The following is a 17,924-nucleotide window of genomic DNA, read 5'->3' as shown; positions in this document are numbered from 1 at the left end:
CTTTCGGTTGGGACGTAGGATCGACAATCAGGGGTTTGACGGCGTGATGATGATCGGCACCGGCTGTAATAGTTCGCGTCGGATCACCAAGTTGGGATCGAACAAATTCGAATTGACGATGAATTGCGGCTCTCGCTGGCAGGGCTGCACCAATAACAAAATGGTGTTTTGCAACCCACAGACCGGGTTGCCCTTGATGTAGGGGTTCTTGCCCAACACCGGGGTGACCTGATTGACCTGCGCGATCCTGTTGTCCCGCAGGTCGAGGAACGTCAGTTGCGGCAGCCCGGAAATCCCGCTGGTCACGGTCAGGCGATTCTTGCGAAGATTGAGACTCTTGAGTTTGGAGTACCGGGTGACCGCGCTTGGGTTCACGATCTGGTTTTCCGTCACATAGAGGTTCTCGAGGTCCTGCGAAAAGACGATCGGAATGCTGCTGAGCTGGTTCTTGCCCAGGTTCAGCGTCTTGAGCTTGCGCAGGTTCCGCATCGGCTGCACATCCCTGATGTTGTTGTTGTAGAGAAGCAGGCTTGTCAGTTCCGGCATCCCGGCGATGGGAGTGACGTTGGTGATCTGCTTGGCATTGAGGTTCAAGGATGTGACGCTACGCGCCCAATCGTTGACACCCCGGCAATTCTGGCTGCTCTGGCCTGCGCCCTCGGCCACCGCCATGATCGCATCCACCGTACGCCTTGCGTCGCCTAGCATCCCGATCTGAAACCGGTGCACGAGGCAGTAGGTGAGCATCGAATTCATCACGACCGGCGCGTTCCACATCGTCGCGTTTTGCAGGTTTGGCAATTCGTCGAGAACGCGGATGTCGCGAATCTGGGTGTCGCGAAAATTGACCGATTGCAACTCCGACATGTTGCGCAGGGCCCAAAGCTCTTGAATCGGGTTCGAAGAGATGTCGAGATTGCGCAGCGCGCGCAAATTCAACAGGCTGTCGTCATCATCCAGCCCGGTGTTTGAGGCATCGAGAAATTGCAGTCGTTGCAGAAACCGCAGGCTACTCACTTCGCCAACGGGGTTGTTGTCCAACAGAACGTTCGTCGCGCTTTCAGCCACGCGTATGTAATCCAGCGTGCTCAGTCCGCGGTCGCGCAGGTTGATTGTCGACATAGTCTTCAGCCGACTTTCCGACGACTTGCATGTTTGCGCCTGCGATACTGTCAAAAGCGCGCCGATCTCGGCGCGATGCGCCTCACTCAGCGTTTCCGGCTCATTGCGCAGGATACAGGCCGAAAGGTAGTCGCCGAAGGTCACCGGATTTCCCGCCATGCTCAGAGTGGTCAGCCGTTCCAGCGCAGCCAAGGGCCGCACATCGGTGATCGCGTTGTTCGATAAATCAAGCGTGATGATTTGCGTCAGCGCGGCGAGCGCCGAGACATCGGTGATCGTGTTGTCGGCAAGGTTCAGCGATGTCAGATGGCTGAGCGTCGCGAGTGGTCCAAGCTCCGACAGGGTCTTGCCAGTGATGGTCAGCGCGTTCGAGGAATTAAGCGCGGTTGCCGCGCCCGAACAGGTGCTTTGTCCGGTGACTTCGATCATCGCGCGGATTGTGGCGCCGGTCTGGGTGGGCTCATCGCGCAGCTGCACGCAGAAGGTGATGAAATCTGTGGGTCCGCCCGTGGAAGCCGGATTGCCCGAGAGCTTGAATTCCACCTCGCTTCCGAAATTGGCCAACGCGCTGAAGTCGTCGATCTCGTTGTTGGAAAGGTCAAGCAGCGTTAGCTGCGACAGCCCAATCAGCACACCTATATCGTCCGAGGTCAGCTCGTTCCGCGCCAAATTCAACTCGGTCAGCTGAGTCAGAAATTGCAGCGGCGCAATGGTGTCGGGTACATTACCCGGTAGTGACAGTTGTTGCAGCAGCGGCAGCGACGAAATCGGCCGCAGGTCCCCGATAGCATTGCCGCCCAAATTGAGCGAGGTGAGGTTCACCAAAGTGGCCAGCGCGGCCACGTTTTCGATCCGGTTGTTGCTGAGATCCAGGAACTGCAATGCCGTCAGCCCCGCCAGTGGCGAAACATCCGAAATCTGGTTGCCAGCGAGCGACAGCGAGTTCAGATGCGACAGTGTCGCTAGCGGTGCCAGCGACTGAGCGCCGCTATTGTCGAGGTTCCGGCTTGTCACCGCGGTCAGGAAGTCCTGCGCTTGCCTGCAGGCCACCGCATTGCCCAACGCGCCAGGTCCACCCGGTGTGCCATTGAGGATCGCGCGCATTGTCGCCTCCTCTTCCGGCGTCAGGTCTCCCTTGGTGCACCAGGCGGCAAAGGTCTGGGGTGCCGTCTCAATCGGGGCAGACCCCGGCCGGCATGCAATCTCATGAATCCGGCCCGCAAAAAACAATGTCGGGTCGCCCGGCGTGGCATTGGCGAGATCAAGGTTCAGTGCCTCCACCAACGCCGCACAGCCGGGGATATAGATCCGGTCATGCGCCGCCTCACTGCCGATATCAGCCTTGAATTGCAGGTAATGGATCAGCCCCTGCGACGTGTTCGCGGCAAAGACCGTGATTGGGTAATTCTCCGAGCTTGGGCAAAGCAGCGGATTCTCCGCCGGGGCCGCATCGACGATGCTTTGCTCGGACGGATCGACGATCTGGCTGGAAGGGATCAGGAACCCCAACGCGGCAATTATCGTCTCTTCATCGGACTGGCTCTCGCAGCGCACCCGGTATCCCCGCCCTTCAGAAATCACCACTGGGTAATGCAGTCGATCGCCCAGAATATCCGTGACCAACACCACGCTGACGTCTTGCGCCTTTGCGGGAAGGGCCAGCGCCAACACGATGAGTACAGGGGCGATAAAGCGTAGCGTCATGGTCCTAATCCCTTCATTCTATTCAATGATCTGAACGACTCCCGCTCCGCAGGAGGGTCGGGTATTATCCGCGACCAGATCGTTACCAGGCAGAGTGAATACGGCTGCGCTGCCCGCGGTCCAAAATGTGCCGACACAGGCAAATCCCTGCGCCGTCGATTGCATCAGCTGCGCCTCCGAGATGCCGCGGAACTGCAGCGCTGTGGATGACCCGCTTTGCGCATCGGTACTGACCAGCCTCACGTTCGTGGCGTCGAGGCTCGCATTGAAAAGCGACGCGCCCACCCGGCCGGTCAGTGTTACATTGCTCAAAATCATTTCCGTCTTGGCAGAGACCGAAATCGCATACCTTGTCGATCCCAGCGTTGTTGGCGCGCCCGGTGCCCCACTGATCGCCAGCCGACTGTTGGACCCCTGCACCGCGATGGTGCCCGCCTGAACCCGCGTTGCGCGCGCGAAATATTCGCCGGAACAGAGTGAAATTCCGCGTTCCGGCGGCAGCCCGGCATCGCCATCGGCCACCATGATCACCCCATCGGTGACCAGTGTGCCGGTATCGACATGTAGTCCGATCGCCTCTTGTGGCACCTCTGCCACGCGCCGTCGGAGCGTGACGTCGCGCAGCATCAACCTGAGATCGCCTCGGCCATGGATCATCACCCGAGGCGAGGACAAAAGGCAGGGCGACGCCGCCCCGGAAGCGTCCGCGGGAACCGTCAAGACAGCCCGCTCAAGCCCCGGCATCGGGGCAATCTCGACCTCGGCAAAACCCTGTTCAGCGTCGATCAGTAATGGTGCTGTCGCTGTTACCGCCTCGGGCAGACGCACAACGAGCCGCGTCTTGCCAACACAGGATCCGCTGGCCTCGAATACTTCCGGCACCAGCGGCAGGTCTGGCCCGATCACCCGAATGCAGGTCGCCGCGCGTGCCGCGCTACAACGCATCGCCTCGGCCTGACTGGACCCCGAGTGTGCCGCTCGGACCATGAATTTCCAATCGCCCTCGCCCGGAACGATACCCAGAGCACTGGCCACCGCTGCACAGCCCTGCAGCCACAGCGCCCGCCCGTCACCAAAACGCAGGCCAGACAGGTCTCGTCCCAGAATGTCTAGCGCGGCAGGCGTCTGTTCCACGCCCTCAAAGCTGAGCGCGACGTCAATCCCCGGAACGGCAAAGAAGCCATGCGCGTGGTCATATCCATCACAATCCATCGTGCAAATGTCGGCAAAGAGCGCCGATTGCACCGCCTCCAGCGCCTCGAAACCCAACGGCGACACCTCGGCATCTTCTGGCACCGAAAAGAGCTCCCGCAATGCGGTTTTTGCGGCCTCCAACCTCGCGCCACCTTCGAGGAAGACGGGCGCAATCTCGACCCCATCGAGTCTCCGGATTGGCAAGTATCCCCGTCCCTCGCCCATCGGAGCGCTGGCAACCAAGAGCGTATCGGGCAGCCCCGCCTCGCTCATGAAAAGCTCTGCACTATGCAAGGTCCAGCCCTCTTCACCGCTCTCGGGATCGGTGATCAGCGGGCCCTCAGCATCCGCCCCCGGCCCGCAATTGATCGTCAAACGTAGCTCAAGTGGATCAGGCTGGCCGAAGCCTTGAAACCCAGGGCCTTGTGTGCGTTTGCGAATGCTCAAAGCGGTCTTGATCGCCTCGCATTTCGCATCCAACGCGTAGAACCCCGCCCCGTTCGGCGCGGCCAGCAGATAACGCCCGTTCGCCGCCAGATCGGCCCAAATCGGTACGGTCTCGGGCCAGGCGGCCTCGGCCAAAGGCGGCGGGTTGCAGGGAATAGAGGGATGAGCGCCAAGTGCCGCGCTGTCCGTCAGATCGACCTGCGTTCGGTCCGAAATGGGCCGGTCATTCGGCATCTCGATCAGCGCTCTCGCTGCGCCCTCGTTTGCGCAACCGGCAAGTTCCACCGCCTGCCCGTCAAAAAGCGCCACGTAAACATCCACATTGTCGTCGGTCACATATCGCGCTAGCGCCGGCTCCTCTGCCCGCGCGGCACCTGCCACAAGGCCGAGCAGCATGATGAGCATCCCCCGTCTCATGGCATCTGGCCCATGCAGGTCAGGGCCGTCGACGGCGACAAGCCCACTGTCAGGAACACATCGTCAATCCCTGCAGCGCGGCAGAAATCGGCAACTCCGATCCTCTGCTCGCCGTCAAAGTTCACTTGTAAATCGCCGCTCTTCATCTGGCCCTGCGCATTCAGGCAGAGGGGATTATTGGTCAGCGCAGGCTGGCGGCAGACATGCTGGGTCGCAATCATCCGGCGGCGGCTGGCAAGTTCGCAGAAATACACGCGGCAAAGCTGGCCTATCAGCGCCCGATGCTCTTCCTCGGACTGCACGACCGCGCGCACATCGTTCACCAGTTTTCCCGCCCGGGCCGCATAATCATCGGTCTCGACGCGGGCCAGTTCTTCGGTCAGTTCCACGCCTCGTTCCACGATCTTGGGTAACAAGTTGACGTTGTCGCTGGTCATGAAGAGCCCTTCTTTCCAGCGGTTGAACTCATCAAGGATGGCCGTCGCCCGCAGGATGCTTTCGCGGTAATTCTCGTAGATTGGCGTCATCTTGGCGTCACGCTCTGTCTCGTAGGCGCTGAGGTAGGCCGTGTATTCCGCATTCACCGCAGATGCGCCGTCCTTGAGCCCCTCGATTGACGCCTCCGCCATTTCGAGCACGCCTTCGGCACGCTCGCGCTTGCGTTGGAACATGGCCGTGATGGGGCTTTCGACGCCGGTGAAATAGGTCTGGACAACGGCGTCAGTGGCTTCATCGACAAAAACGTTCAGCTCGGTTTCCGTGATGTTGGTGATCAGCCCGCATTCCGCGTCGAACCCAGGCGCAAGGACGCCGGAATAGCACGAAGCCATTTCGCCCAGCCGCGTGTCCAGCGTATTGGGCACGCTTAGATCCTCGGCATAGTCAAAGAGCGCAAAGTCCCAGCGCATCGCGTTCAACTCGGCCTGACTCTGCATCCTCGCAGCGCAGAAATTGTCCCGCGCGGTCAGGTCGGCATTGCCTGATCCACGAAAAGTCTCGAGGTGGCGTTCTGCATTCGCGCAATGCGCCAGCCCGGTCAGCAACCCCGCCAATTGCTGATGCACCACCGGCAATCCCTGCACCTGCGCCCGGTTGAGAAGCTTCAGGACGCGGTCCAGCTGTGCTCCCGACCGGGCGGGCTGATGGAACTGACAGACGCCTTTTTCAAACGCCTCGATCCGCACATCGTCAAACGCAGGACCCTCACAATTCGGTGCCTCAATCACGGCACGTTCGATCACATAGTCGTCGATCGAATTGCGTGCGGTATCCCTTGCCTCGGCAACTGGTGCAGCGATCAAAACGGCCAGGGCCGTCAGGGGGGCAATCCGGCTCATGGCGTGCTCGCAAACAGAAAGAGAAGCGTGAAAACCGCGCCTTCAAACGGGCAATCGGATGGGTTCACGGCCAGCTTGTAGGTCCCGTAAACTGGCGCGCCGAGGAACGGCAGAATCGCGTCCTGATCGTTCGGCGGCCCGGGCATGCGCGGGAACTTCCGCGCGGCAAAGCGGTTGAACTGCCAGTAGCTCAGTACCCTGTTCAGATCGGCCTCGTTTGCGGCCATGTTGTAGAAGGTGTGCTGGCCCCCCCTGCTTGGCCCGATGATCCGTTCCGGCACCGTCACGGGGGATCCTTCGGCCAGCGGTCGGAACACCGTGCCGGACCCCAGATGTCTCAGCGTATAGGTATTCCACTGCGCACCGGTGCATGTGTATTGCGCCCCGATCAGCACATCGATCAGCGTCATCGTCTTGCGTTCGCGAAACTTGTCGTCCCAGATAACAAAGAACCCGGCTTCGCGCATGGCGTCGTCACTGCCTGCAAAGGGCGAGATTTCAAAGGTCACTTCCTCGTCGAGCGCAAGTTTCTTGACGAATCCCGATTGCGACGGCACCACCACACGCGCCACCTCGATCGGGATCTCGGTTTCGTCAAAGAACCTCTGCCCTTCGATCTCTGAGACCAGTGCCGTCAATTGCGCCGCATCCTTGACGTAGGTCAGCGGGTAATCCTCGCGTCGACCGGTGATGCCCAACACCAATGAATACCGTTGACGCATCAGGTGTAGCAGCCGGTTCGCCGTGGTCAGGCTGGTTCGCTTGGCCGAGATGTAATCGGGAATCCCACGCAAGAGTTCGCTCAGCGTCTCTTGGCTCGCGATGAAGAGCTGCCTGCGCTCGTCCGGATCGTCGATCTCACTGGCAAGGTTGACCATCTGCTCGCGCTGCTCGGCCACCTGCCCCAGCATATCCGCCTGCACCTGCTCGATCTGCGCCTTGAGCTCTGCCCGCTGGCCCACAAGCTCAATGGAACCCTGAAGTGCGTTCACCAATTGCTCGGTATTGCCCTCTTCGCCACGAATGCGTGCCTCGACAAAGGCCAGTTCGGAATTGGAAATCGCCAACTGTTGATCAGCTTGTCTCTGCCGCAGTTCGGCAATCACTGTTGTCACCTGCTGGCTTTCCTCGGCCAACCCCTCGACTGTCGCACGGGTCAACTCGATCCGATTGATCCGTCCCTGAGCGGCACCCACAAGCGCGCCCAGCTGCGCGTTATCCTCAGTCAGTTGCGCCTCGTTCAGCGCCAGCTTTTCCAACTCAAGCCGCAGAATGTCGATTTCGTTGAAATACCGCTCGATGAGCCCCTCCTGCTGCAACCGATCGAAATCCAGAAGCGCATTTTCCTCCGCCTGCAACTCCATCGTCGCCAACATCCGGGTGTGCTGCGCCGTGAGCCTTGCGACCTGTTCATCAATGCCAAGCTGGGCATTGTCGCAATCCACCGCAGCCATCGAGCCCTGAAGCTCCAGGTCCTTGATGGCCTGCAGCCCCTCGGCCCGCTTCCCGGCCAACTGGAAATGTGCGCGATGAAGCGCCAGTGCCTTCACGGCCTTCTCGAAATCGATCCGCTCATTTGCCTCACGGATATTGGTCAGCTGCGTGGCAAAGGCACGGACCTGACTTTCGGTCTGGATGTTGATCTTGCCGAATGCCAGCGCGGTATTGAGCGCCACGCGCGCGGCTTCCATCACCGCATAGGCGGGCTTGTCCACCTTGATCGTGGTGTAGACGCCGCTCGCCATGCCGGCAGCGGCAACCGTGGTTTCCGGCACCCCGGCAAGTGCCGCATAGGCACCTTGCACGACGGCCAAACCAGTCTGCAGGCCCAGGATCGTGTTCTGAAAATCACTCGCCCAGCCCGACACGAAATCAAGCTGCTCGTTCACCTTGTCGCGTTGTTGCTCCAGCCCAAACCGCTGTTTCTCCAACAGCGCCTTTTCGGCGTCATAGATGCCCTTGGCGAAATCCACCTCGGTTTGCGAAAAGCCATTGCAAGACACGGTGTCCAGCTCGTCCTCAAGGCTCATCCCGCTGTCGATCAGGGTCGAGGCCTCAGCCATCGGCTCAAGCTCGGCCAGTTCCACCGGGTCGCCGATCACACATTTCAGCACGAAGGCTCGGCCAAGAATCCTAGCATCGTTAAGCTTGGCTCGCAGTCCCGGCTCGCTGTCAGTGCCGCACATCGTTTCTTGGTATTCCACACGAGTGAAAGACGGGCTGACCACGTCGCAGGGTTCCTCGCCTGGCAAAGCGGGGGTAAAGGGCGAGTCCAGCGTTTCACCAATGAAGGCGAGCTGGTTTTCAACGCCGCAAATGTCCTCCCGGATCACACTACGGCGCAGCGCGTGCACCTCCACCTGTGTCAGGTCGATCCGTTCGATCCGTTGCTGCGCGCCCTCGATGGAATTCTGCGCATCGACAATCCGCGTTTCCAAAATCGCCCGCTGCCGCGCCAACGTTTCCAACTGCGTCCGGTTGCGCGCCAGCTGCCGGTCATACTCCCCGATCTGACTTTCCAGCGACGACACCTGTAGATCGAGGTTCATTCGCGTCATCTCGAAACTCAGCATCCAACGCAGTTCCGCTCGTCGCTCGATCTCTGCTTCCTTTGTAATCGCGATAAGATCGAGCGCCTGACGCTCCTGCAATTGCTGGCGGCGGTTCTCAAATTCCGCAATTTTGGTGGACAGCGCGATCTCCAGATTTCTGATTTGTTGCCGTCGGCTGAACGTGTCCAGCTCCGCGTCCAGCGCGCTTATCTCTTGCTGCACTTCGCCGGTCAGAATCTGCGCCTCGGTTTCCAGTTTGCCGATCTGGTGCGCAAGAAGATTGACCTTTTGCCCCCGTACCACGCGGCGTTCATCAATGGCGCGCGTCGCCTGCCCCTCGGAAGCAGCCGACCATTCGCGCACAATGGCCTCCATCCGCGCCTCGACCGCCTCCAGATCGCGTTTTGTCCGGTCGAGCGCCTGTTGCAGTTCCTCGAAGGGGATCGTGGTAAACGCCACCGGGTCGATATTGAGAAAGATCATCCCCCGCCGCAGGCTCTCCATTCTTGCCTGCAATTCGCCTTCGAGGATCGCGAGATCGGCGCGCAGATCATCATAGGACTGTTCCGCAGGGATGTCGGTCTTGGTCTCGATCAGGGTCCAGAGCGCAAACTCATATTGCGTGTGCGCCTTGTGCAGGTTTGGCTGATCCTCCAGCGCCGCGCCCGGGATTACCTCTAACGCCTCGCTGACGGCAAAACCCAACGATTTGACGCGCGCTTCGCTCATCGTCTGGTACCACGTATCGCCCACGGTCATGCGCAGCCTGATCTTGACGCTGCTCAGCCCCACGAGCTGCCGCGTATAGGTGCGAAACGCGTCTTCCTCCTCACCACTCCCTTGTTGCCGGGCAAGAAGTTTCAGCCCCCTTTCGACCACTGCAATCCCGTCTTCCGCATGTTGTTGCGCGTTCTGTGGCGACAGCAGCGTGCTATCGCGGCTCAGAACACCTGCGGTGGAAAGGAATGGCAGGTCAGAGGCCAGAAAAAGTCGGTAGCGCGCCAGTTGCAGATGGCAGTCAAACCCACAGACCTGCGCCAGCCGCCCGCCTGGATCGGACCCGCAGCTATCAAGATAGGATTCCAACTCCGGCGCCACGTCTGACATATATTTCAGGTCACCCCGGAACGTGGCGATCTGGAGCAAAGTGACCAGTTCGGCCGCGTGCAGCTGCGCCTCCTCCGCCGACACGTCGAGGCATTGCTGCGCCTCTGCCCCCCGCCCCGGCAGGGCGGCGGCGAGAGCCAGGACAAGGATCAGGAAGAAGCGCCGGATCATTGCAATTCCTCCAGCAAATTGGCGCTGATCTGGCCGACATGCCGGGCAAGTTCGGCCATCAATTCTGTCTCAAGGCTTGGGGTGGTGCCCGCTTCCACCAACGCCCGGGCGCGGGCGAGGCAGGCGACATAAGGTCCTTCGATTTCGGTCGTCAATACGAAGGAATCGCGGTTCATATCCAACGCGTCATAGACTGACCCGAGTCCCCTGCAATCCGCCAATCCGTCATCCGGTCGTAGTTCGGCCAGCGCTGCCAGCTCCGTCAGCACTCCGTCCATGAGCGCGACCATCGCCGCCATCTGACCCTGAGCCGCCTGGTATTCCGACATCTCGCCCGGCTGGTTCAAAGCCGAAAGGTCCACTGCCTCAAGCTCTGAAATGGTCTCTTCAGCCTTCAACTGGTCGTTCTGCACCAAACGGATATTCGCCGCCGCATTGCCGAAAACACGCTCCAATTCGAGGATCTCCGCGGTCAGGATCTCTACGTCCATCGCGTTGACGAGGCTCTGAAATTCTTCTGCCGCAGCGTTGAGCAGCGTCAGGCTGTCCTCCACCTTTGCCCGCGCCTCCAGTGCGATCCGTTCCCTTACCTGCACCTCGATCAGCCGAACGGTTTCGGCCCGTCCCCGCACCGGCTCGAACGCGCAGACCAGATCGGAAAGCGCCGATCCCCCCAGCCGCTCCGCCGCCGCCGCTCTCAACGGCTCCAGCACCGCCCAGCCCTCTGCCGGTGTGACCTCCACGCCCGTGTCCAGCGCGCTGTCCTCGAGCGCCGCCATCCGGGTAAGTCTTGTGCATTTCTCAGTCAGATCCGGCGCTGCAAAGTAGAGACGCGCAGTGATGAGATAAGCCTCGAGCGCCGCCGCCTTCTGCCTTGCTGCCAGCGCCGCCACCATCTCCGATGGGTCCTCTTGGTCCTCCGCGTAATAACCCACACGCGTCAGATAGAGTTCTGCCCAGGCCAGCCGCCGCATCAGCGGCCCCGCCTCTTCCTCTCTTAAGGGGATCACCGGAAAGGCCAGCCTGGCCCCTTGGCCACCCGTGCCGGGAGCGGTCTCTCCAACCACCTCGCCAATGATCGGCACGCCGAAATCAACTGCCGGCTCGCGCACCGGCTCGGGCACAGCTGCCGCAGTTTCAAACATCGCGAACGCGGCCGTGTCAGGCGCTTCGCGTCCCAACGTCGCCCGCCAGAACCCGTCGAGCTTGTTGATGCCATAGGCACGGTCTAGCACCGCGTTCTGCGCCTCCACCGGCGCCGAAAGGCTTCCTAAGAGCGTGATCCACAAAAGCTGTCTCATCTGCAGTACCACACCCGTTCCGTGGCGTTTGGCAGCATGCAATTGCCATTCGCATCCCCCAACGCCCGCCAATCCGCCCGGATCAACGACAGCGCATCGCGCGCTGCATTGGCGGGGCTGTCCGCACCTAATATTCCCTCAAGCTGTGGAAACGGCCGCGCCGGATCGGTCGGCATCAGCACTCCGATCATGTTGATGTGAAACGCAGATTCTTTCAGGAATCCCTGCGCCGTGCGTACCGTCTCGGTCCTGACCTCCGCATAATCCGCAGGCCCGAATCCCCCTAGCGCCACCCGAAAAGCATCCTCACGGTTCTCCACCCGGCGTAGCCTTGGGCGTCCATCGGCCATGAGCTGCTCCAGAACCGCGCTATCGACACGCAACGCCGCGCCCTCGCCAGACACCCCGCCGAACACCTCATCGAAAAGGCCGCGCACATTGCCCAGCACTCGGCCTGCCGCCTCGATTTCGATCCGGCGCAATGCGATCCCTGTCTCCAGATCCGAGGCTTGGGACACGAAGGTCCGCAGCGCGATGTTGAGGGTACCCATGACATCGGCCACGGCATCAGGTGGCGTCAGAAAGATCGCCCTTGCGAACTGCGTCGCCTCCGCCGCTGCGATGGCCTGCACCCTTGCCCGGGTCAGCGCACTTTCCGGGCAGCCGCCCACCTGGTCGAGTTCGCCCAGCATTTGCGTCGCGTGGTAAATCTGGCGCATCTGCGCCAAGGTGCCAAAACTGGCGCTTTGCCTGAACTCGGTGTCCACCGTGCCTAGGTAATCACGCAGCCATTCACGCCCTTTCACGACGGCCCGGCACTGCACGCCCGTCGCCCTTGCGCGAACATGGTTGCCAAAATACGCCGCGCCGAGAGCAAATTTCTGGTCCAGACTCGGCGCGACATCCTCTGCGAAAAGAGTCGCGATGATCGTGTCGTACTCTCCACAGGCCAGCACCCGTTCGAGGCACAGCTGATCCTGTTGGAGATCGCAAGCGGTGATCGACGGCCCACAAAAGGCCTGCGCCATCGCCCGATCTGACCAGATCGTTGTCAGCACCATCGCGGCAAGCACCGCGATCATGCGAACAGCTGCTGTGGCTGTCTGACTATGTATTATTCTTCGTAACATTAACCCCATGCCTGCAAATGGCAGGGGACTGCAAAATTCACGTATTTACGGGAAAGTCTTCATTGTGAAAGCGCAGTTACCCCCCAAAAAAACCGGAAGTTGCCGAAAAATTATCAATCTAGAGTAGTCTTTCGCGCCGATTCGCACAACCAAAAGAAGCGACCGATACAGCCATTCCCAGGCTCATCCAAGCGGCCTGTTTGCGGGGTAACGACACTTGACGGTGTTCTACTGCCTCAACTCCCGCATCCTCCAGCTGCTCCGGGCCTGAAACGTCAAACAGGGTCTCCATCCTGAATGCGACTGTAGCGCTGTCTCTAATTCAGGAGGTTTTGACATGGCCGTTGTCTCTCCACGTTCGGTGACTTGAATGATGGGGACGTGTCAAATACGCGCTTGGTTATCGACTTGAACAAGGCCCAGACCGCGCCCTGATTTCCAAGTCAACCAGCCGGTTTCATTCTAGGTCGCACAGCGGCATGAAAGCCGGTTGAAAGCCAGCGATTGACCGTCGTGCCATCGCCATCGCGCTCGATGAAATTGGTATCGCGGTCGCCCTTCAGGGGCAAACGTCTCTACGGCACCTTTAAACCGCCTTGTGGCGATCGCGGTCCCCGCAAGGGCACCATCGGCTGCGTGCAAGCATCCGCATCGTGTGATCTGATTTACCCTTTGAAATCAGAGGCACTACGGATGCAAAACCAGAAAATCCGCCGTTGTTCGTTTCGGACCAAAGGTCATGCGCGCTCTCCAAGCAAGGTCTCTTGCGGCATCCGCCGCAGCGCCCCCGTCCCGAGACGTCGCCGAATTGCACGCGACATCGAATCGATGGCTGCCGTCAACCCTCCGGCCATGACCAGCAGAACGACCGCACGGTCGAGCCGCAACTCGGCCATGGCACTGTCGATGTAAAACCCCAGCGTCATCACTCCGAGCAGACCCATGACCGCCGTTTCCCTCAAGATGATCTCCCAGCGATAAAGGCAAAGCGCCAGAAACGAACCGTATAGCCGCGGCATCAGTTCCCATGCCCAGAGCGTGACACCTCGCGGCGCATCCGCACGCAACTCGGGGCAAAGCGCCTCGGCCTGCCGCCCCAGCAGATGACCGATGATCGCGCCGTTGTGCAACGACAAGGCAAGGATTGCGGGCAGCATCGAAGGGCCGAAGACCTGCACGAAGAGATAAGCCAGCATGTATTCGGGAAAAGATCGCAAGACCACCAGCATAAAATGACCCGCAACCGCACCGAAGCGCCCGCTCACCCGTGGCACGATCAAGCCGAAGCTGAAGAACGCGACGGCGCCGGTCAGCACCAGTGCAATCTGCGCGCAAATCAAGGTGGCGATGAGGCCCGGCAGCGCCTCGGCTGAGAGGATGTGCCCCAGCCACTCGGCCAGTGCTGCGCCGTCCCAGCCATCGCGCAACGGTGCGGGCACGATGTCTTCACTCAGAAAACGCCAAAGCGCGCCCTGCCCCATCGGTGGGCTTTGCAACGTCGTCAGCACCACCACCGCAGCCAAGATCCAGACCGGCACCAGCCGCCAGCGCATCCAGAGCCGAATGGACGCAATAAGCGCCACATAGAGGATCATGATCGCCGAGGCCGCGTCATACTCGCCCTGACGAAAAAAACTGTCGAGTTGGAAGCCCAGGGTCGGCAAGCCGATGAACCCCAGCACGGCCGAGGACCGCAACCCACATTCGAGCCGGTAGAGCGCATAGATTCGCATCGGCGCCAGCGCCAGCGGCGCACGGGAATAAAGGAACCGCGACAGCCCGTCCGTCCCCCTTGGCAAGGCGCGGGAGGGGCGCTGATCAGCCTCCTCGAGATGCTCGGCGAACACCTTGGCGAAGATACCGGCATAGGGCAGCGCGATGGCCAGAACACCGGTCAGCGCACTGACGCCCAACACCTGCAACAGCAATAGCGCCCAGAAAAGCTCGTGCACCGATCGCAACGCGATGCAAAAGGCGCGCAGCCAGGGATGATCGTAGAAAGGTGCCATGATCAGCCCCGCGACACCGCCCGCCGCAACCCCGGCCACCGCGAACATCACTGTCAGCACTAGGGCACGGCCGATATGCTCTACCGCTGTGAAATCAGGGGCAAGAAACCCTTGCACCATGCGCCAGAGCACGCCGCGCGGATCGTGCCCCGCCAGCGTGAGATCGGCGAAGGGGAGCACCAACAGCGCCAGAACAAACAGTCCTGCCGTGACCTGCAGGCGGCTCAGGCGCTCAGGCATAAAGGGCCTCGATCCGCGCGCGCTCAATCTCGGCGGGGGCGGCGTCCATGACCACGCGCCCATCCTTGAGGCCGACCACGCGCGTCGCAAACCCAAGCGCCTGATCGACATCGTGCAGTGCCAGCACCACACGGTCGAACCGTGCGGCGATATGGTTCAGAATCTCGGAACCTTGGGTCTCGTCCAGCGCCGAGACCGGCTCGTCCCCCAGCAGGACATCGCCGCCCCGCCAAAGCGCCCGCGCAAGCGCGACGCGTTGTTTCTGACCGCCCGACAGCCCCTCGACCGTGCGATCCATTTGCGGAGATAGCCCCAAGGTGCTCAGAACCTCGCCCACCCCGGCGCGATCCTTCGCGCGCGGGCGCACAAGGTTGGTCAGGTTGTAAAGCGCCCCATGATCGTCGAGCCGCCCCATCAGCGCATTGCGCAACACACTCAGTTGCGGCACCAATCCCTGCTCTTGCGGCACCAGTGCCACCCGGTTGCCCTCGGCCAGAAGAGCATCGTAGAGCGCGCCCAAAAGCGTTGTTTTTCCCGCACCGCTACAACCCAAAAGTGCCACGCGCTCACCGGGGGCGAGCGCAAAGCTCACCCCCGTAAGGATAGGCGCGGCCCCATAGCCCAGCGATTGCCGGTCCAACAGCACCTGGCTCACTCCATCAGGCCCAGTGCGCGCGCGGTCTCGGCGATCGGCTCGAAGTCGGAGTTCTGTGCCGGAATGAAGGCATCGCGCGGGAAACTCGCCAGCAGGTCGGGATCGGTCATCCCCACAAGTGCCGCCTGCACCCTGTCCGCGAAGCCTTCGCCAAAGCGTGCATCAACATCGCCCCGGATCGTCCAGTTGTAATCGGGATAAGGCGGCGTTTGCCAAATCACCTTGGCGCTCTCGGTCTCGGGGGCACCCTCGGCCAGCGCCTTGTCGTAGACGGCGTAATTGAGCGCACCCAATTGCCAAGCCCCAGAGGCTACCAACCGCAGGGTCTGGCTGTGATCACCCGAATACCCGACACGACCAAAGAAATCCTCTGGCGCCTTGCCGGTGTTCTCCCGGATGTTGAACTCTGGCATCAATCGGCCTGACGTCGAAGTTTTGGCCCCGAAGGTAAAGCTCATCCCCTCGGCGGCCATCGGAAACGCCTCATCCGGTACCAATCCGGTGTCCTTGTGGGCGATGAAATAGGTGATGAAGGTCGGGTCCTCGGCCCCCTGCGCGATCGCCCGCGCCCCCGGCACCAATTGCCGTGCCTGCACGCCCGACAACCCGCCGAACCACGCAAGCTGCACCTGATCGTTACGGAACGCGGTCACCGCAGCCGGATAGCTCTTGACCGGCACGAATTCCACCTCGACCCCCAACTCCTGCTCCAGATAATCCGCCACCTTGGAAAACCGCGTCATCAGCGCGGTCTCGTCCTCGTCTGGAATGGCAGAAAAATATAGTGTTTGAGCACTGGCTGTTCCGGCCAGCACCAAAGCGGCGCAGATCGCACCAATTCTGTGTAAGACTCGCATGTCATCCTCTTCTTCGCAAAAACGCTCTTATATCGCAGTGAGTTGCGGCGACAAGGCAGGTCCGGGACCATCGGCCCCCGGCCAGGTCTCTCGTCCGCTTCACGCAGGGCGAAAACCATCCTAGGAATGGGGCGAAGCGCGCAGGACGCAACGCCAAAACGCGGCGCCTGCAAGGCTTCCTGCGCTCCGTCGGCTCGAACTGACGCAAGAAAATCCCTGTGCCTACTACTGACCCACCATTGCGCGGCTCAAGCGCGACCTGCCTGATATCGAGGTGCCCTGGCCGATGGCCGCAGCCAGATCGCCTATAGGCAGCGCTGACTGACTTTTACGAGGCAGACCGCGTGCCCGATACGCTGCGGTTCCTAGACTTTCTGCCTAAGGTGCAGATCGGCCTGGCCCAGTCCATGCACGGCGAGCTGGGTGTGGACCACCCCCCTCAGGTGCTTGTGGTCAATACCAACCTGCGCCAGACCGATCCTCGATCGACCCTCTGACATCGGCAGATAACAGACATGGTGATCGATGACGTAGTATCGGTCCGTCAAAAACTCGCAGCCCTTGACGGAAACCACACCCTGTCCCCCAGAGCCCATGCCACGCCTTAACGCCAGCACAAAGCCCGGTGCAACTCCTCTCTGTCAGTTGCTCTCGCGGCTTTGCGCGATTTCAGCCTCGGCGGCGATCACCAGGGCATCGAGCCCCTCCCCCCCTGCATCCACGAAATCGTGCAATTGCTGACGCATCCTCGGCTCCCAGTAATCACTCAGATGTGCTGCAACGCGGGTGGCTTGATTGGTGCCGGGCTGGGTTTTGAAGAAAGTAGCGATCTGGTTGGCCATATGGACCATTTTCTCAGGCGACATCGGGAACCTCATGGGGAATGCGATGGGGATGGGAATAGAGATCGAAGCCGCCGCCGCGCGCAAAGGCGGCAAGGGTGATGCCCGCCTCCTCGGCCAAGCGGAGCGCATGGGCGGTAGGGGCAGAAACAGCGGCAAGCATGCCGCAGCCCGCCATGGCGCATTTCTGCACCAGTTCGACCGAGAGGCGGCTGGTCATCACAATGGCACCGCTCGCCGGATCAATACCGGCCTGCCAAAGCGCGCCGATAAGCTTGTCGAGCGCATTGTGCCGCCCGACATCTTCGCGCGCCAGAAACAGGCCAGCGCCGGGGAGAATGAAGCCGGCGGCATGTGTGGCGCGGGTCAGATCATGTAACGGTTGGCACGTCCTGAGCGCGTCGGTCGCGCGGGCAATCTCTTGAGCGGCAAACACCGGCGCGGCATGGGCCACGGAGGGCACCGGACGCACTGCCTCTGCCAGACTGTCGATACCGCAGAGACCGCAGCCCACCGGCCCGGCCATATAGCGCCGCCGCGCCACAAGTGCCTCTTGGCGGTCGCCCCGCAGCCAGAACCGCGCCTCGATGCCCTCGCCGTGTTCCGCGATCTCGAAGCCTTCGATCTGTGCCAGATCGGTCACGATTCCCTCCGTCAGTGCAAAACCATGCGCAAAATCGCCAATATCAGCGGGCGTCGCCATCATCACCGCCTGCGTCGTGCCATCAAAGACAAAGGCCACCGGCACCTCATCGGGCAGAGCACGGGTGATGCGGCGCACCCCCTCGCCCTGCACCGAGAGGCCCGGACGACTCTGGGTGGGAGAAAAGCCCATCGCC

The 17,924-nt window shown here is 61.1% G+C and carries 13 protein-coding genes; 1 reads left to right on the top strand and 12 read right to left on the bottom strand.

Features of this window, described 5'->3' with window-relative positions:
* Window positions 1–27: 27 nt before the first annotated feature.
* The 10 genes from AACZ65_RS11035 to AACZ65_RS10990 form a co-directional block, all read right to left on the bottom strand.
* On the bottom strand, window positions 28–2,826 hold the full coding sequence (locus AACZ65_RS11035; protein ID WP_339670776.1) for a leucine-rich repeat domain-containing protein: 2,799 nt from the start codon (window positions 2,824–2,826) through the stop codon (window positions 28–30).
* 18 nt (window positions 2,827–2,844) lie between these two features.
* Window positions 2,845–4,884, bottom strand: a complete 2,040-nt coding sequence (locus AACZ65_RS11030) for a hypothetical protein (RefSeq protein WP_339670774.1) — start codon at window positions 4,882–4,884, stop codon at window positions 2,845–2,847.
* A complete protein-coding gene (locus tag AACZ65_RS11025) occupies window positions 4,881–6,221 on the bottom strand; it encodes a hypothetical protein (protein WP_339670772.1) in 1,341 nt (446 codons plus the stop codon). Before AACZ65_RS11025 ends, AACZ65_RS11030 begins: the two co-directional genes overlap by 4 nt.
* A complete protein-coding gene (locus AACZ65_RS11020; RefSeq protein ID WP_339670770.1) occupies window positions 6,218–10,051 on the bottom strand; it encodes a hypothetical protein in 3,834 nt (1,277 codons plus the stop codon). Before AACZ65_RS11020 ends, AACZ65_RS11025 begins: the two co-directional genes overlap by 4 nt.
* Window positions 10,048–11,352, bottom strand: a complete 1,305-nt coding sequence (locus tag AACZ65_RS11015; RefSeq protein WP_339670768.1) for a hypothetical protein — start codon at window positions 11,350–11,352, stop codon at window positions 10,048–10,050. Before AACZ65_RS11015 ends, AACZ65_RS11020 begins: the two co-directional genes overlap by 4 nt.
* A complete protein-coding gene (locus AACZ65_RS11010) occupies window positions 11,349–12,434 on the bottom strand; it encodes a hypothetical protein (protein ID WP_339670766.1) in 1,086 nt (361 codons plus the stop codon). The genes AACZ65_RS11015 and AACZ65_RS11010 overlap by 4 nt, the downstream gene beginning before the upstream one ends.
* A 491-nt stretch (window positions 12,435–12,925) precedes the next feature.
* The gene (locus AACZ65_RS11005; protein WP_339670795.1) at window positions 12,926–13,051 is read right to left on the bottom strand and encodes a hypothetical protein; all 126 of its coding nucleotides are present in this window, start codon (window positions 13,049–13,051) and stop codon (window positions 12,926–12,928) included.
* 168 nt (window positions 13,052–13,219) lie between these two features.
* Window positions 13,220–14,731 (bottom strand): ABC transporter permease, encoded by a 1,512-nt coding sequence (locus AACZ65_RS11000; RefSeq protein ID WP_339670764.1) that lies wholly within the window; start codon window positions 14,729–14,731, stop codon window positions 13,220–13,222.
* Window positions 14,724–15,386, bottom strand: coding sequence for an ATP-binding cassette domain-containing protein (locus tag AACZ65_RS10995; protein WP_339670762.1), 663 nt, complete (start codon window positions 15,384–15,386; stop codon window positions 14,724–14,726). Before AACZ65_RS10995 ends, AACZ65_RS11000 begins: the two co-directional genes overlap by 8 nt.
* The gene (locus AACZ65_RS10990; protein ID WP_339670760.1) at window positions 15,383–16,243 is read right to left on the bottom strand and encodes a putative selenate ABC transporter substrate-binding protein; all 861 of its coding nucleotides are present in this window, start codon (window positions 16,241–16,243) and stop codon (window positions 15,383–15,385) included. The genes AACZ65_RS10995 and AACZ65_RS10990 overlap by 4 nt, the downstream gene beginning before the upstream one ends.
* Window positions 16,244–16,587: 344 nt before the next feature.
* Between AACZ65_RS10990 and AACZ65_RS10985 the strand changes: the two genes are divergently transcribed.
* Window positions 16,588–16,740, top strand: coding sequence for a hypothetical protein (locus AACZ65_RS10985; RefSeq protein ID WP_339670758.1), 153 nt, complete (start codon window positions 16,588–16,590; stop codon window positions 16,738–16,740).
* Window positions 16,741–16,884: 144 nt separating this feature from the next.
* On the opposite strand, the gene AACZ65_RS10980 is transcribed toward AACZ65_RS10985, so the two are convergent.
* Both AACZ65_RS10980 and fdhD read right to left on the bottom strand, forming a co-directional pair.
* A complete protein-coding gene (locus AACZ65_RS10980; RefSeq protein WP_339670756.1) occupies window positions 16,885–17,109 on the bottom strand; it encodes a formate dehydrogenase subunit delta in 225 nt (74 codons plus the stop codon).
* Window positions 17,099–17,920, bottom strand: a complete 822-nt coding sequence (gene fdhD / locus AACZ65_RS10975) for a formate dehydrogenase accessory sulfurtransferase FdhD (RefSeq protein WP_339670754.1) — start codon at window positions 17,918–17,920, stop codon at window positions 17,099–17,101. Before fdhD ends, AACZ65_RS10980 begins: the two co-directional genes overlap by 11 nt.
* Window positions 17,921–17,924: the final 4 nt, after the last annotated feature.

It is taken from the genome of uncultured Roseovarius sp. (assembly GCF_963972555.1).
Lineage (GTDB): Bacteria > Pseudomonadota > Alphaproteobacteria > Rhodobacterales > Rhodobacteraceae > Roseovarius > Roseovarius mucosus.
The sequence above is the reverse complement of the archived record's forward strand: the minus strand, read 5'-3'. Positions and strand labels throughout refer to the sequence as shown.